General features: G+C 38.4%; 13 protein-coding genes. 11 read left to right on the top strand and 2 right to left on the bottom strand.

What is annotated here, in order from left to right; genetic code table 11:
* Positions 1-86 precede the first annotated feature (86 nt).
* On the top strand, positions 87-1835 hold the full coding sequence (locus FJR38_RS00990; protein WP_254449306.1) for an HTTM domain-containing protein: 1749 nt from the start codon (positions 87-89) through the stop codon (positions 1833-1835).
* A gap of 79 nt (positions 1836-1914) precedes the next feature.
* On the opposite strand, the gene FJR38_RS00985 is transcribed toward FJR38_RS00990, so the two are convergent.
* Positions 1915-2658, bottom strand: a complete 744-nt coding sequence (locus FJR38_RS00985; RefSeq protein WP_168534912.1) for a response regulator transcription factor — start codon at positions 2656-2658, stop codon at positions 1915-1917.
* A gap of 143 nt (positions 2659-2801) precedes the next feature.
* Between FJR38_RS00985 and FJR38_RS00980 the strand changes: the two genes are divergently transcribed.
* From FJR38_RS00980 to FJR38_RS00950, 7 genes are all read left to right on the top strand, one after another.
* A complete protein-coding gene (locus tag FJR38_RS00980) occupies positions 2802-3884 on the top strand; it encodes a YheT family hydrolase (protein ID WP_168534910.1) in 1083 nt (360 codons plus the stop codon).
* 35 nt (positions 3885-3919) lie between these two features.
* Complete coding sequence (locus FJR38_RS00975; protein ID WP_168534908.1) at positions 3920-4093, top strand: hypothetical protein; 174 nt, start codon at positions 3920-3922, stop codon at positions 4091-4093.
* Positions 4094-4290: 197 nt separating this feature from the next.
* The gene (locus tag FJR38_RS00970) at positions 4291-6738 is read left to right on the top strand and encodes a hypothetical protein (protein ID WP_168534906.1); all 2448 of its coding nucleotides are present in this window, start codon (positions 4291-4293) and stop codon (positions 6736-6738) included.
* Between the two features lie 2 nt (positions 6739-6740).
* Complete coding sequence (locus FJR38_RS00965) at positions 6741-7481, top strand: hypothetical protein (RefSeq protein ID WP_168534904.1); 741 nt, start codon at positions 6741-6743, stop codon at positions 7479-7481.
* Between the two features lie 22 nt (positions 7482-7503).
* Positions 7504-7959 carry a hypothetical protein gene (locus tag FJR38_RS00960; protein ID WP_168534902.1) on the top strand — a complete coding sequence of 152 codons (456 nt, stop codon included), beginning with the start codon at positions 7504-7506 and terminating at the stop codon, positions 7957-7959.
* 194 nt (positions 7960-8153) lie between these two features.
* Positions 8154-8867, top strand: coding sequence for a 4'-phosphopantetheinyl transferase HetI (gene hetI / locus FJR38_RS00955; protein WP_168534900.1), 714 nt, complete (start codon positions 8154-8156; stop codon positions 8865-8867).
* A gap of 260 nt (positions 8868-9127) precedes the next feature.
* Positions 9128-10051 (top strand): cobalamin-binding protein, encoded by a 924-nt coding sequence (locus tag FJR38_RS00950; protein ID WP_168493465.1) that lies wholly within the window; start codon positions 9128-9130, stop codon positions 10049-10051.
* Positions 10052-10400: 349 nt separating this feature from the next.
* On the opposite strand, the gene FJR38_RS00945 is transcribed toward FJR38_RS00950, so the two are convergent.
* Positions 10401-11846: a phenylacetate--CoA ligase family protein gene (locus FJR38_RS00945; protein WP_371418134.1), complete on the bottom strand. Its 1446-nt coding sequence runs from the start codon at positions 11844-11846 to the stop codon at positions 10401-10403.
* A 187-nt stretch (positions 11847-12033) separates the two neighbouring features.
* Between FJR38_RS00945 and FJR38_RS00940 the strand changes: the two genes are divergently transcribed.
* The 3 genes from FJR38_RS00940 to FJR38_RS27990 form a co-directional block, all read left to right on the top strand.
* The gene (locus FJR38_RS00940; RefSeq protein WP_168534898.1) at positions 12034-12432 is read left to right on the top strand and encodes a response regulator; all 399 of its coding nucleotides are present in this window, start codon (positions 12034-12036) and stop codon (positions 12430-12432) included.
* An 87-nt stretch (positions 12433-12519) separates the two neighbouring features.
* Positions 12520-14226, top strand: coding sequence for a serine/threonine-protein kinase (locus FJR38_RS00935; RefSeq protein WP_168534896.1), 1707 nt, complete (start codon positions 12520-12522; stop codon positions 14224-14226).
* Positions 14227-14391: 165 nt separating this feature from the next.
* The coding region (locus FJR38_RS27990) for a serine/threonine-protein kinase (protein WP_254449305.1) at positions 14392-15446 on the top strand (1055 nt) is incomplete at its 3' end.

The raw sequence follows: 15446 nt of genomic DNA, 5'->3' as shown, positions 1-15446 counted from the left end.
CCTTCGTGGTTCATTAAATAAAAAATTATGATTACTCAACAAAAAACATCCTGGAAAAAAAATTAGAAACAGTTTTAGGACTAGATTTGCGATCGCTTGCAGCCTTTCGCATCGGTATTTCCTTAATCATTCTCACAGACTTATTGACTCGGTTTAGTGATCTCACCCCTCACTATACAGATATCGGTGTACTTCCCCGTACCTTACTCCAAGAAATCACTAAAACGGGACATTGGTCTTTACATACTATCAGCGGTGAACCGATTTTTCAGATTTTATTATTTATCATTGCCGCTTTTTTTGCGGTTTTGATGTTAGTAGGTTATCGGACTAGAATTGCTACTATTGCATCTTGGATATTATTAATATCCATGCACAATCGCAATCCAGCTTTGATTTTTGCCGCAGATGATGTTTTACGCGCTCTCATATTTTGGGCAATGTTTCTACCTTGGGGCGCTTGTTATTCACTTGATAGGGCTTTGAATACTTCCCAACGTCAGTTACCAGAAAAAGTGTTTTCCGGTGCTACTTTGGCGTTGATGTGTCAGCAGTGTTTTATTTATATATTCTCAGCCGCTATCAAAACAAAAAGCCCGACTTGGACTGATGGAACTGCGGTTTATTATGCTCTGAGTTATGACCAATATGTAACTTATTTTGGTTATTTTCTCCTAAATTTTCAGCCAGTTTTAAACATCTTCACTAAAATTACTTTGGTGCTGGAATGGATAGGTCCATTAGCAATATTCGTTCCTGTTCGGAATAGTTTATTTCGCTTGGGTGCAGTTCTGACTTTTATCGGACTTCATGTAGGATTTGGATTAACTTTAAATATCGGGATTTTCCCATTTTTGAGTTCTTTTAGTTGGTTGGCTTTTCTCCCTAGTGAGTTTTGGAATGGTTTGGAAAAACGCCTACAAACTCCAGCCCGTCAAGGATTAACAATTTACTTTGATGCTGATTGTGGTTTCTGCAAAAAGGTAGTGCATATATTACGAACGCTGTTAATTTTGCCGGGAACACCTTTATTAATGGCGCAAGAATACCCTGATATTTATGCTGATATGCAAACTCATAATTCTTGGGTAATTGAAGATTATCAACGAAACCGATATTTTAAGTTTAAAGGTATTGTTTATGTGGTGAGTTTGTCGCCGATATTTAGATTTTTAGTACCTTTGCTAAATTGGAAACCAGTAATGGCAGGGGGAACAAGGTTTTATGAAGCGATCGCCATTAATCGTAAATTAGCTGGTAATTTCACCAAACCTTTGAAATTTCGTCCTCTAGAAGTTCGTAATTCTCGCTTTTTGAATATTCTGGCTGTGATGTTGTTAATTTACGCTTTTATTTGGAATATTCAAAGTTACGCTCCTGATTTATTCAAACGCAAAATCTGGAAAAACACTGAAGTTCTTGGCCGAGTCACAAGACTTGATCAATCATGGAGTATTTTTGCACCTGGACCACCTCAAGATGATGGGTGGCATATTATCCCAGGCCGGCTTCAAGATGGAACTGAGGTAGATATTTTCCGCAGTGGAAATCCTGTGAATTGGGATAAACCTAGTCTGGGTGTCAGAAGTTCTATTTATCGTAATATGCAATGGCGTACTTACTTTATTAATCTTAATCGAGCGATCGGTAAAAAGCTTTATCCTTTCTATGGAAAATATCTCTGTTACGCTTGGAATAGTCAACATCAAGGTAATGAAAAATTAGAGAATCTGGATATTTATTTTATGGATGAGCGTACTGTTCCTCCTGGTGAAAAACAAACTGTTGAAAAAAAGCTAACTTGGCAGCAATCTTGTACTGATATTCCTCTGTAAAAAACATAAATTGGCACTCTCTGAATTACTTCAGAATAGAGTGCCAATTTATTAGATCAAAAAACTATGTAGCGTTAGTTTACTCAACTACTGTAGCGATACTTCCCTCAATACCAGGAGGTACACTAGGTAACTCTAGACAATATCCCGCACCATAAACAGTTTTAATGTAGCGTGGATGACGAGGATCGGGTTCGAGTTTAGTCCTCAAGTGGCGAATATGTACCCGAATAGTCTCAATATCATCATCTGGATCATAACCCCAAACTTCTCTGAGGATTTCGCTAGGGGAAACAGTTTGTCCATGACGTTGTAGTAGACAGTGCAGTAACTCAAATTCCAAATGAGTCAGTTTCACCGTTGCTTTGAACCATATCGCCTCAAACCTTTCGGGAACGAGGGTAAGCGGTCCATAGTTGAGAATTTCACTATGTTTTGCAGCTTGGGGTATCCGGTCAGTGCGTCGCAGCAAAGCCCGCACTCGTGCCAACAATTCTTCTACCTCAAATGGTTTGGTAAGGTAGTCATCTGCACCAGCATTAAACCCTTCTACCTTATCCTGAGTTTGGCTTAAAGCAGTCAACATCAACACGGGAATCTCGGCAGTGCGTTCATCCCGACGAAGGCGTTGGCAAACTGTAAACCCATCTACTCTAGGTAACATAAGATCGAGCATGATTAAGTCGGGTTGTAGCTGGAGAGCCAGTGCCTGACCTTTGATGCCGTCTTCGGCTTGACTAACATCATAGCCCGCCATTTCCAAGTTGACGGCAACAAGTTCTGAAATCGCTGGGTCGTCGTCTATGACAAGAATCCTCGGCATTCTTAAAAAATTATGACTACTTTATTTAGGGATAAATAGAACCTTTGATATATACAAAGATTACCACCTCAATTATAAAAAATATTTTAAATCTAATATAAATATTAAAATTAAATGATTGTGAAGTTCGTTATACTATAATTATGTATAAATACGAGTATTTACCGCCCTATTTCTTGCAAAATGGCGTGACCATGACGGCTTATACAGCCTTATGGGCTAATCGTGGTTGGGAGAGCAAAATTACTCACCTAGAACCAAAATATCACGAAGTCATCTTCACAGGTGGTCAAGGTGTGCCAATTTTTGGGAAGGTCGCTATCCCTGCAAATGCTCATAGCACCATTGTTGGCACTTATGGCATTACCGGAGAATTAGATCAGCAATGGTTTTTGCGAATTTTAGGATGTAAAGCTTACGCCCAAGGCTATGCAGTGGTGTTATTTGATTGGCGGTCCCATGGTAAAACCGCAGAATTATCACCAACATTAACTTCCGACGGTTTATATGAAGGGGAAGATTTTGTCAAAATAGCCGCAGCAGCCGCCAAAATGGGTTGTCCGCCACAATTTTGGTTTACAGGTTATTCTTTAGGGGGACAATTGGCACTTTGGGGAGTGAAAGCCGCAGCAGATTTAGCACCCAAAGATATTGATATTGCTGGTGGGGCGGTGATTTGTCCGAGTTTGGATTCACTGCGATCGCTCACCTATTTAGTAACACATCCTTTCGGCAAATATATCGAATCTCGCATTGCGAAGGAATTAAAAAAACTCGCCTGGAAAATTCATGCTGCTTATCCTGAATCCCTTAATCCCGAAGCGATTGCCAGGGCTAATAGCATTTGGGGATTTGACGAAGAACTCGTTATTGAACGCTTGGGTTTCGCCACCGTCGCCGATTATTATCAAGCCAGCAGTGGTTTAGAATTGTTACCGAAGCTATCTAAACCAACCTTAATTTTATACGCTGCTGATGATCCATTGTTTGATCCAGCTATTATTCCTGATTTAGAAACTGCTGCTCACAAAAATCCTGTCATAGATTTATTACTCACACGCTACGGTGGCCATGTTGGTTACGTGAGTAGCAAAAAATGTCAAAATCAATATCAAGATCCTGATCAATGGTGGGCTTGGAATCGCGTTTTAGAGTGGATAGAAGCAAGACGTAACCAAAAAATTGCCCAAGTTTCTGTAGCAAATGTCCTAAAAATGCCAAAATAAAAACACTATATACTCATTGAATTCTAGGTGTAAAAATGCAGAGTCGTGAAACATCTAACTCCTCAAAAACTAGCCAAAATCACACCTCTGCACCAGTCCCCAATCCCTTCCAGACGCGACTATTTGAGAGCGATCCCTCAAAAAAACCAAAGCCAGAAAATGTAGCCCCAGAGCAAGTAGAAGAGGCTTCCCAATTCTTCAAGATTTAGCAGAAGGCAGAAATGTTGAAATTAATGAACAGGGTTATGTTGCCCTCTTCAAGGGATTACTCAAAGCCAAAGCACTGAAAATTTTAGATGAAAATCGTCAGCGCCTAATTGAAGCCAAAGCTCAATATAGTGCCGATAATAGTAAATCACCCCAGAATTTAAAATATCTACGTGAGGTCATTAAAAAAGACCAACAATTGGCCGATTTTCAAATAAAGTCTCAAAATCAAAGAAATGACAATTACAACCAGATTGAAAATTTAAAACCTAAGCCAGATCAAGCCGAACCACCTGATAGCAGTAGGATAATGAGACTGCTACAAGAGAACATAAAGTCTTTAGATCAAAAAATCAAGGAGATAACACAAGTCCGTGCCACTCTGCGGACTATTTATCCAGCTTTAGCTGCTCCAGATGTAGATAAAAGTTCAGACGCTACTTCTGATGCTGTTCTGGTAGCGAAAATTAGCAAGAAAGTTGATGAAGTATTGTTAGCACTGGACAAGGTATATACAGGAGTACATGAAGATGATATACCTTTCGACAAACTCGAACCTATAGTTGCAGAAACCCTACAACAGATGGGTATCAGCAAAGATGCCCAAGACCCCAAGAGCAAGGCTGTACTAACATTATTAAAAAATGAGGAAACAAAAGAAGGTTGGGTTAATCTTGGAGGATTTCTCGCAACTTTAGGACTGGGAATTGCGGCGTTTTTTACTCAAGGGACAAGCTCCACAATTTTAGGACTTTTAGGTACTGGTGTTGGCTTGGGAACTGCTGGTTATGAATTGGAACGAGCCGATGATTTATATGGTGCTGCACAAGCAGGTGAATTAGGCGGTAAACCCTTAGTTGATGACCCAGAAGCAGCCCGTTTCAACTACATCATGGGTTGGGCAAATGTCATTCTGGCAGGTTTAGATTTAGGATTAGCAGTCAAAGGCGGAACAACACTCCTCGAAACCACCAGCAAAGCCAGACGCATAGTAAAAATGCATGATGCCAAGGTGCTGAGTGGACTCAATCCCAACGAAATCGCCGAGTTTAAGCAAGCCATACAGTCGGTGCGGACAGGGAAAATCAAGAAAACACAACTTCCTCAAGAACTAGAGCAATTGAAGCTGAAATTAAAACAGCGCTTGGGTGACGAAGAGGGAGAAACAGTCTTTACACAAGCTTATTCACTATTTGAGCGAGTAGAACTACCACCAGCAAGAGTTAGTGAATTAAGTGGATTTAAAGACCTATTGCCCAGCGATTTAAAAGATACCGTTCCCATTCAAATAGATGCCAGTCTAGCTGCTAACACGGTGAAAGTGCATTACATCAAAACTGATGGATTAGTCAGCGAGTTTTATATCCAAGTCGGCCCAAAGGTTGTAGAGAACCAGATCCGCCAACATGTACCAACGGTCAGACTGATGCAGCGCTATGTTGGTTCCAGTGGAAAGATGCGAACACTACGGGAACGTCTAACTCGGTTGATAGCAGGGCTTGGAGAACCGCAAGTTGGGACAATGGCATGGGAAGCCAAATTTGAGATTGAAAAGCTAGAAAGGATCATTAAAGACCGAATAGAACAACTGGCTGCAAATACTTTAAATCTCACACATCGAATTGAGGGTTTGGGAGAAATTGAAGATATTAATGCACAGTTGAGGAAGTTCGAGCGGACTCTGGAAACAATGGATGAAACTCCTGGTGTCGGCTATGTCGCTGCTCAGAAGGAAGGCCGTTGGATTCGTATTAATGAAACAGGTGGAATGACAACAACGAGCAAGCAGGTTGGAGATGCAATTGAAATCTCTCAAGATGAACTCAAATTAATCCGAAATCTAGATGCAAATGTCCTGAGAGATTTGACAACAGAGTTTGGTACACAGACAATTTATCAACTAATCAAACGCCTCAAAGGTTGGGGTTTTCAGAAAATTGTTGAAGTTGGCGGTAAGGATGCCTTAAACCTGGTTCAGGATATTATTACACTTGAAAAAAATGGCAAGGTGATTAATTTTGATGATTGGGTAAAATTTATCATTGAAAAAAAGAAAAAAGGTGATGACTTATTAAATGTACTAGGTGAGCTAAAAGAAGCAAAAAGACTAGCTTCAGAGGTAAAGCAAGACGTAATAAATATTGGTGGAGATGCGCGAGCGGTACCAGATAAATATGGGAAAACACCACCATCTTTTGATATAACTGTAGAAAAGAAAACAGGTGAAGTTATCCGCAACATTGATGTCACAACTGTTAAAAATACTGTTGAAAATATAGATGATTTTACAGATGGAATCACACATGCAGTAGATAAAATTTCTGTCAAAAAGCAAGGAACTTTAGAAGCCACTATTGGAGTTGAACTGCCCAAACCTGGATATATTGCTACTCAAAGTAACGGTAGAGAAAAACACTTTGCCTTGAATGGAAGATATACCATAACCGAGGCAGTTGGTAGCGCACGAATAGTAAAGGGAGCATTTGAATCCGAAGGAGATTTGTTCAAAGATTTAGTAAAATATATACCTACAAGGCCTTATTCTAAAGATATTGACCGCATAAATATTCTTGATAAAAAAGATGGAACAGTAATAGCAATAGTAGAAAAAATAAATGGGACTTGGACAGTAAAACGTACGAGGTAGTCATGAGCGACGCTTTTATGCATGAATTTCCAGGAAGTGAGATATCGCTAAAATTCTTACCTCCGAAAGAACATAACAGAGACCTGCAATGGGCTGCGGATGCAATGGATGCACTTGATGAATTACGGACTGTGATCCAGCCGCTATCAGCAGACTTAGTGATTGGATGTCGTGACATAAGCCTACAATGGCGAAATACAGATGTTAGACCTCAATTTCCACATTGGTTTATCCATACGTCTTCTCTACCAAAAACCGTGGTAGTAAGACCAGGTTTTATAGATCCCCAAATATCTCAAGTTCCAGAACTTTCTAGAGATAGCTTGATGGTTTGGATAGAGAAAGCTTTACAACAAGAATGTTCTTCTTGTTCGGCAACTCATGAACCAGGGTGGTATCTAATTGAAATATGGGCAGTACGAGCGAAAATTTTTGATGAAAACAATTTTAGAAGTCGTCAATCATTCATGCTGGATACCAACCGAGGAGAGTTTATATTTCCCTTAAAACGGCGAAATGAAGGACTCTGGGTTTATAGTCCTATAGATGAATTCAAGACGGAACCCTCATTTCACTTAAAGGTAATTAGTGAAGAAGGAACTTTAAAAATAAATATGTATATTCACTGGTCACTATGGTCAACCCCAGGTACTGCTGAAAATACAGCTTTAAGGCAGGCATTATCAAGAATCGCTAATCAGGGATGGGACTTAACTCATGTTCCAAGCGTTTTTCAGATATAAACATAAATGACAGTTGTCTTAATTGATAGCAGGGCTTGGAGAACCGCAAGTTGGGACAAAGGCATGGGAAGCCAAATTTGAGATTGAAAAGCTAGAAAGGATCATTAAAGACCGAATAGAACAATTGGCTGCAAATACTTTAAATCTCACACATCGAATTGAGGGTTTGGGAGAAATTGAAGATATTAATGCACAATGGAAATTGGACAGCACAACGGATGAGGTAGCTATGAGTGACGCTTTTATGAATGATTTTCCAGGATATGAGATATCACTGAGATTTTTACCTCAGAAAGAACATCGAAACGATATTCACTTGGCTATGAATGCAATCGATGCAATTGATGAATTGCGGACTGTAATAGAGCCATTAACAGTAGACTTATGGCTCTTCGGGACTTACTATGCTAAATTAGCCCATCGAATTGTAAAATCTTTACCATATAAGGACTGTAGGTTGATCCATCGGTTGATTTAACATAAGTTTAGCATCAAAAACCATAAAGTCCTTTATTTATAAGGATTTTGGGGTAAATAAATTTATATTTGGCATAACAAGTGCTGAAGAGCCAAAATTATCGTGTCTGACACACCTTGCAGACTACAAAATCTCTGAACATAAATAACTAACAACTTGAGTTATTATAGATTTTAATTAAAAGCAATGGGATCGTGTTTGATTATAACTGGCTACCTGCACCCAAAAACTTAAATTTGTCATTAGATGATGTGCATATCTGGCGGATTAATCTCCATCAATCAGAATCACAATTAGAATCTTTGCGGGAAACCTTATCCAGTGATGAAATTGCTCGTGCCGAAAGGTTTTATTTTCCTGAACATAGTCAGAGATTTATTGCTGGACGTGGCACTCTCCGCGCCATCTTAGGGCAGTATTTAGGAATTGAACCCAAACAAGTAGAATTTGAATATCAGCCCCGTGGTAAACCTATATTAGCGGCTAAATTTGCTGATCAAGGATTATTATTTAATTTATCTCACTCTCAAGATTTAGCTTTGTGTGGAGTAAGTTATCAACATCAAATTGGTGTAGATTTAGAATATTTTCGCACTATGTCTGATTTAGAAAGTCTCGCTAAAAGGTTCTTTTCACCTAGAGAATATGAACATCTGCGACTAATTTCTCCAGAGGAAAAACAACAAACATTTTTCCGTTATTGGACTTGCAAAGAAGCATATTTAAAAGCTACAGGAGATGGAATAGTACAGTTGGAAGACATTGAAATATCTTTGACAGCTAATCAACCAAGTCAATTACTTGTATCAGGAAATTGGAGTTTAAGAGAATTAACACCAGCCGATCATTTTGCCGCAGCGGTTGTAGTTGCAAGTAGCAATATGAATTTGCATTGTTGGGAATTTTGATAAAATCAAGCGATTTCTTGGTGTTTCTCCTTCCCTCTCTCTACTAGTGATGCTGGCTACGCTTGCATTCAGGGATACACGAATTAAATCAGATGACTATAGAGAATATACAGCTAGAGAAAGAGATTCTTCTTGATAAATTATGTAAGAATAAGAATAGGAATAAGAATAAGAATGTATGTTAACAAAACTTAAAAATATTTTCAATTCTGAATTCTTAAATTCTCAACTCCTATCCGGAATTAGGGGGTGAAACTATCATGAATAACAATATAAAAATTGTCTCTTTAGTTCCTAGTGCGACGGAAATAGTTGCTAGTCTAGGTTTAGCTGATGCTATTGTCGGGCGATCGCACGAATGTGACTATCCTCCAGAAATACAAGACCGTCCTGTTTGCACAAAACCTCGCTTTAATGCCTACGCTTCCAGTAGCGGTATTCATGATCAAATTAATGACCTCTTACAATCAGCCTTGAGTGTCTATGAAATCAAAGTTGATGTTTTAGAGAAATTACAGCCTACACATATAATCACCCAAGACCAATGTGATATTTGTGCAGTTAGTTTACCTGAAGTGGAACAGGCTGTTAGCAAACTCATTAACTCTTCACCCCGGATTATTTCCTTACAACCGAACACACTAGAAGACGTTTGGGCTGATATTGAACGAGTCAGTCACACCTTTAATGTAGACTCACTCAAAGTGCTGGATAATTTAGAAGCCCGTGTCAAAATTTGTCAAAGCAAAGTTCAAGGACTATCCGTAGCAGAAACACCCAAAGTCCTTTGTATTGGATGGACTGAACCTTTAATGACAGCCGCTAACTGGATTCCCGAATTAATTAATTTAGCCGGAGGACAAATATTATTTAGTCTTGTAGATAGGCCGCCTTCTTATATACAATGGGAATCACTAGTAGCAAATAATCCTGATGTGATTATTTTTATGCCCTGTGGTTTCGATTTGCAAAGAACTCAGCAAGAAGCTAAATTATTAACTCAACATCCACAATGGGAAAAACTTCATGCTGTCCAAACCGGCAGAGTCTTTATTACCAATGGTAGTGCCTATTTTAACCGTCCTGGACCGCGATTAGTTGATTCTGTGGAAATCTTAGCAGAAATCCTACATCCAGATATCTTCGACTATGGTTATGAAGGTAGTGGTTGGCAAGTTTTGTAAATAGGGCTAGAAGTAGGGGCGCAGGGCCTGCGCCCAGTCACGAGTCACGAGTCACGAGTCACGAGTCACGAGTCAGAAGAAGGAAGAAGGAAGAAAAATTAACGTAAGTTGGTAGTTAGAGAAATTTTCCTTAACGGGTGGTTATCGAGCGATCGCCTGCGTGGCGTAGCCATAGTCGAGATAATGTTCAGGATTGAAGGATGTACAGGATGAAAAATGGAATTTTATCACCTTGTTTATGTAGTAGTGATTTATAATCGCCAGAAACTTCTCTTCTTCTGCTTCTTTCTCCTTTCTCCCTATTCCTGAATGGGCGCAGGCCCTGCGCCCCTACCTCCTGACAACTGACTTATTTAATGGTATATCTGTGTTTCACACCCACAGGAAAATATTCAACATCACCAGTAGATTTTAATTCTACTAGAGGGGTTTGATATTGTGGTGGAACATAATTAGCAAATTCACTATTCAGACGCAACAATTGAGTAAGAATAGCAGCAGTGATAGATAATCTTTTCTCTTCTTGCACTTCTATTCCTGGGGCTAACTCTACTACCACAGATAAAAAACGGTTTTTGTCTATATCCTCTTTTACCTGTAAAACAAATTTACCCGTTACCCATTCTCTAATAATAGGTTGTTCTAATCCTACCGTCACATTTTCTGGATAAATATTTGCGCCAAAATAGGAAACTGTAAAGTTAGAACGTCCAAAAACATAGACAAAAGGTAATTGATGAATTCCGCGATAATTTCCTAATTCTTTTAGGGGATCAAAATCCCAATTTGCTAAAAATTTTAGCATTTCTTCGTAAGTAATTAATCCACCATTATCCAAAATATTATATCTAATTAAAGGAATACCATTATTTCCTGAAAATAGTAAATTTCCCTCTTCAACTTCAAAGAAACGACTGCAAGGATCATATTGGACTAAAGTAGGTAAACGCGACTCTCCAAATAATGCTTTAGCTGCTTCAGGTGTTGCGGCTAAAAACCGACGAATACAAATACTTAAAGGTGTTTCATTTCCTAAAACTCCCGCGTCTGCTGTTCCATACATAGAAGCAAAATCATGACAGGGATTTTGAGAACCTATTCTTTGGGCTACTAAATTTCGCCATTCTTCACTAAATACTTCTCCTGCCATAACTAACTTAATTTGATATTGTCCCCACTGCATACCATTGGCAATACCTGTATCAATGACATCTTTGAGAAATGGTGGATATCCTAATAAAACAACTTGCTCAAAATTACTGCCTAATTCTTGCACAATTCGCAAAATTTCGGCTTTATTGTTGCCTGGTGTAATGACGGTAATCGGATAACCTTTAACGGCTAAATGACGACAACAATTAGTAGTGAAAATTCCTCCTACCCAAGTTCCCAAACTAAAACAAACTACTGCTAAGGTTGTTTTATTATCTGCATGAAAACTATCATGAAAAATTTGCTCAAACCGGGTGGCTATTTGTAGTTCGTCGGTGAAAAAACGTGGCCAAAATGTGGGTTTACCTGTTGAGCCAGAGGAAGCTGCGATCATATCACAGCCTCCTATTTTTCCATAATAACACAATTCATGTAGAAAATAACGAGATATATAATTTTCTTTATTAATTTTTGGTAAGTTCTGGAAATCCTCTAAAGTTTGAATAGTATCAGGTTGAATTCCTGCTGCTGCTAGAAATTTTTTATATGCGGGTACATTAGTGGCTACATTCTGAAATAGATTAAGAATTGTTAATGCTATTTGATCATCGGGATACTGTTGAAGTTGCTGTTCTAGAGGTATGGATACAAACTCTATGAGTTCTTGAATTGCTTTTGAGTTTGTGATTGCGGTTTCATGATATTATATATGACGACAAAATGAGTTAAGATAAAAATATGTGACAAGTGCAGCTTTTGACATTAATTATTATATCTTCAATTTGTGTAATCGGTAATTCCTATTTTTAGCAGAATACCCACTTAATAATATGGATTTTGAATCTTCTTCTGTGCCAGAGAATCGTCTTCTAACTATCCTTTTAGCTGAAGATAATATCATTAACCAAAAAGTTGCTTTAATGAATTTGAAAAAACTAGGCTATAAAGCTGAGGTTGCTACTAATGGTTTAGAGGTAATTGCCGCAGTACAAAGTCAAAGTTATGATGTAATTCTGATGGATGTGCAAATGCCGGAAATGGATGGTTTAGAAGCTACTCGTTGGATTTGTCAACATTTTTCTAATCAGCAAAAACCCCGAATTATTGCTATGACTGCAAATGAAATGGAGGGTGATAAGCAAATTTGTTTAGATGCAGGAATGGATGATTATTTAACTAAACCGTTAAATTTAGAATCTTTAAAACAGGTTTTAAGTTGGGTTAAGTAAAGTTTGTATATCAGTTGATAAAAATTTGCGTAAATAGTTTTGCTGTTATTGTATAACTTGATTAGCCCTATTTTATCTCCCAGCATCATGCAAGTATATTGCAGTCAACAACATATAAATAATGGTAGTCATCGTTTTTGTACTCATTGCGGTGAAGCACTACCTTTGACTTTGGGGCAAGTTATTGATAATCGTTATGAAATTGCGCGGATACTTGGGCAAGGTGGTTTTGGACGGAGTTATTTAGCGATTGATAGGCAACAATCTCGGAAAACCTGTGTTTTAAAGGAATTTGCGCCCCAAGTTGTCAAACCGCAGGATTTACAAAAAGCTAAGGAATTGTTTGAACGAGAAGCAAGTGTCCTCAAAAAAATCCAACATTCCCAAATTCCGCATTTTCACTCTTCTTTTCAAGCCAAAATAGGCACTAAAGATTTTTTCTTTTTGGTGCAAGATTATATTGAAGGTGATAATTATTACCAATTATTTGAACAGCGTCAGAGTCAGGGAAAGTCTTTTAGTGAAGAAGAGGTAATTAATTTACTGCACAATATTCTCCCAGTTTTGACTTATATTCATTCTCTAGATATAGTTCACCGCGATATTTCGCCGGATAATTTGATTTTACGCCAAAGTGATAATTTACCCGTATTGATTGATTTTGGTGGTGTAAAACAATTACCTGCTTCTCAGGGTTTTTGGCGGACGCAATTGGCTGTAAATGGGACTTTATTAGGTAAAAAGGGATATGCACCAGAGGAACAGTTAATTCAGGGGCAAGTATATAAAAGTAGTGATTTATACTCTTTGGCAGTAACAGCTTTAGTCTTGATTACAGGGAAAGAACCACATTTGCTTTATGATAGCTATAACGGCGTTTGGTTTTGGGGTAAGGAAATTAAAGTTAGTCCGAAATTAGAGACTGTCTTAAAAAAGATGTTGGCATATAGACCGAGCGATCGCTATCAAAAAGCCGAACAAGTTATTAAAGATTTACCTTCACCATCTACTTCGTCAATACCACAGACTATGCAAAGTCCTAATCATAGCCCTCATCCTTATATTACTAAGTTGAAAACGCAAGTAGTAGCGCCAGGGATAAAACACGCCCGCAACCTTGGTGGTGGTGTCCACAATAAGACTACATTATTTGTGCAACAGATTCCTATGCCGATATGGTTGCGGCCTTTGGCTGTGAGCTTTATTATGACTACGGGGGTGGCTTTAACGGTTGCGGGTGTATTGGCCTTGGGAAATTTCGCGGTAGCTGGTATAAAAGGAATTAATTTACCTATTGGCGAAATTCCGAAAATTCCTTCTCTGAATAATCCTCTGGGTGGGAATAATGGTAAACGTAGTATTCAACAAGTTTTTAGTCGTGTACAACAGCTAGAAATTTCTACGCTAGTTTTTACTAATACAGTTAATGAAATTTTCTATGCTGAACAACCAGAGTTAAATAGACGGAAATTAACTGAAAAAGCGGAAGATGCGGCTTTACGGGAACAATGGCATAATACAGCAGATCAGTTATTAAATAATATAGAAAAGGCTAATTTAAGTGAAACGGCTAGAAGGAAAATAGGTAGTTATAGTCAACAAGATTCCCGACGGTGGGATCAACTTGCTAAAGCTGGAAGATTGGGTAAATATGAATCTTTTCAGGATTTACGTACAGACACATATCGGAAATTTGAACCGTTGTTTCCTGGTCAAGAACGTGGGAAACTAAATCAACAAACTTTTCTCCAAATTTGGTATGCGATCGCATCTGATAAAGTAGGGAATAAATAATTGACAATTGATAATTGACAATTGATAATTGAATCAATGACTAATCTTTATTGTTCTCAAGGGCATCAAAATCCGCCTAATAGTAAATCGCATCTGATAAAGTAGGGAATAAATAATTGACAATTGATAATTGACAATTGATAACTAACAACTGATTAATGACTAATGACTAATCTTTATTGTTCTCAAGGGCATCAAAATCCGCATAATAGTAAATTCTGTCTTCAGTGTGGGGAAAAGATTGTTGAGAATCCTGTAATTTCGGGGATTCAACCGGGACAAACTTTAGGCGATCGCTATGTTATTATTCGTCAAATTGGCCAAGGTGGATTTGGACGAACTTATTTAGCTGAAGATATTAACCGTTTTCGAGAAGCTTGTGTTCTCAAAGAATTTTCTCCCCAAGTTCAAACTCCCTACGTTGTTCAAAAAGCAGAAGAACTTTTTCAAAGAGAAGCAAGCGTTCTTTATAAATTACAACATCCTCAAATTCCGCGATTTCGGGAACTATTACGCCTAAATTTACAAGGAAAAGAAAGTCTGTTTCTAGTTCAAGATCATGTAGATGGAGAAACTTATAATTCTTTATTAAATATTCGTCAACAACAGGGATTAAAATTTACAGAAACAGAAGTGCGTCAGCTATTACAGCAAATTTTACCAGTTTTAGAATATATTCACTCCGTTGGTGTGATTCATCGTGATATTTCTCCTGATAATTTAATGCTTCGCAGTGAGGATCAATCACCTGTTTTAATTGATTTTGGTGGTGTTAAACAAGTAGCCGCAACTGTCGCTTCTCAATATTATCAAACAGGAGCAATCACATCTCCTCCCAGTGGAACTTTGTTAGGGAAAATAGGATTTGCACCTCCAGAACAAATGCAAACTGGTGTGGTGTCTACCCACAGCGACTTATATGCTTTAGCTGTCACTATGTTAGTTTTACTGACAGGTAAACAACCCCAGGAATTAATTGATACTTATAATCTGAGTTGGCAATGGCGACGGGAAGTTACACTAAGTCCAGCATTAGGACAAATTATAGATAAAATGTTATCACCACTTGCGGGCGATCGCTATCAAACAGCCCGGCAACTTCTCCAAGCCCTAAATCCCCAACCTGTAAGCTATCCGCAAAACTCAAACCCCCTGTCCTCCATTCCCACTCCACCCCCACCACTCCGCAACTGTCGCTTTTTCTCCTCCCAAAACCCCAG

It is taken from the genome of Anabaena sp. UHCC 0253 (assembly GCF_009712085.1).
Lineage (GTDB): Bacteria > Cyanobacteriota > Cyanobacteriia > Cyanobacteriales > Nostocaceae > Dolichospermum.
The sequence above is the reverse complement of the archived record's forward strand: the minus strand, read 5'-3'. Positions and strand labels throughout refer to the sequence as shown.

Coding starts and splice junctions, on each gene's coding strand:
- FJR38_RS00985 (WP_168534912.1), bottom strand. CDS start 2,658: ATGCCGAGGATTCTTGTCATAGACGACGACCCAGCGATTTCAGAACTT.
- FJR38_RS00980 (WP_168534910.1), top strand. CDS start 2,802: ATGTATAAATACGAGTATTTACCGCCCTATTTCTTGCAAAATGGCGTG.
- FJR38_RS00975 (WP_168534908.1), top strand. CDS start 3,920: ATGCAGAGTCGTGAAACATCTAACTCCTCAAAAACTAGCCAAAATCAC.
- FJR38_RS00965 (WP_168534904.1), top strand. CDS start 6,741: ATGAGCGACGCTTTTATGCATGAATTTCCAGGAAGTGAGATATCGCTA.
- FJR38_RS00950 (WP_168493465.1), top strand. CDS start 9,128: ATGAATAACAATATAAAAATTGTCTCTTTAGTTCCTAGTGCGACGGAA.
- FJR38_RS00940 (WP_168534898.1), top strand. CDS start 12,034: ATGGATTTTGAATCTTCTTCTGTGCCAGAGAATCGTCTTCTAACTATC.
- FJR38_RS00935 (WP_168534896.1), top strand. CDS start 12,520: ATGCAAGTATATTGCAGTCAACAACATATAAATAATGGTAGTCATCGT.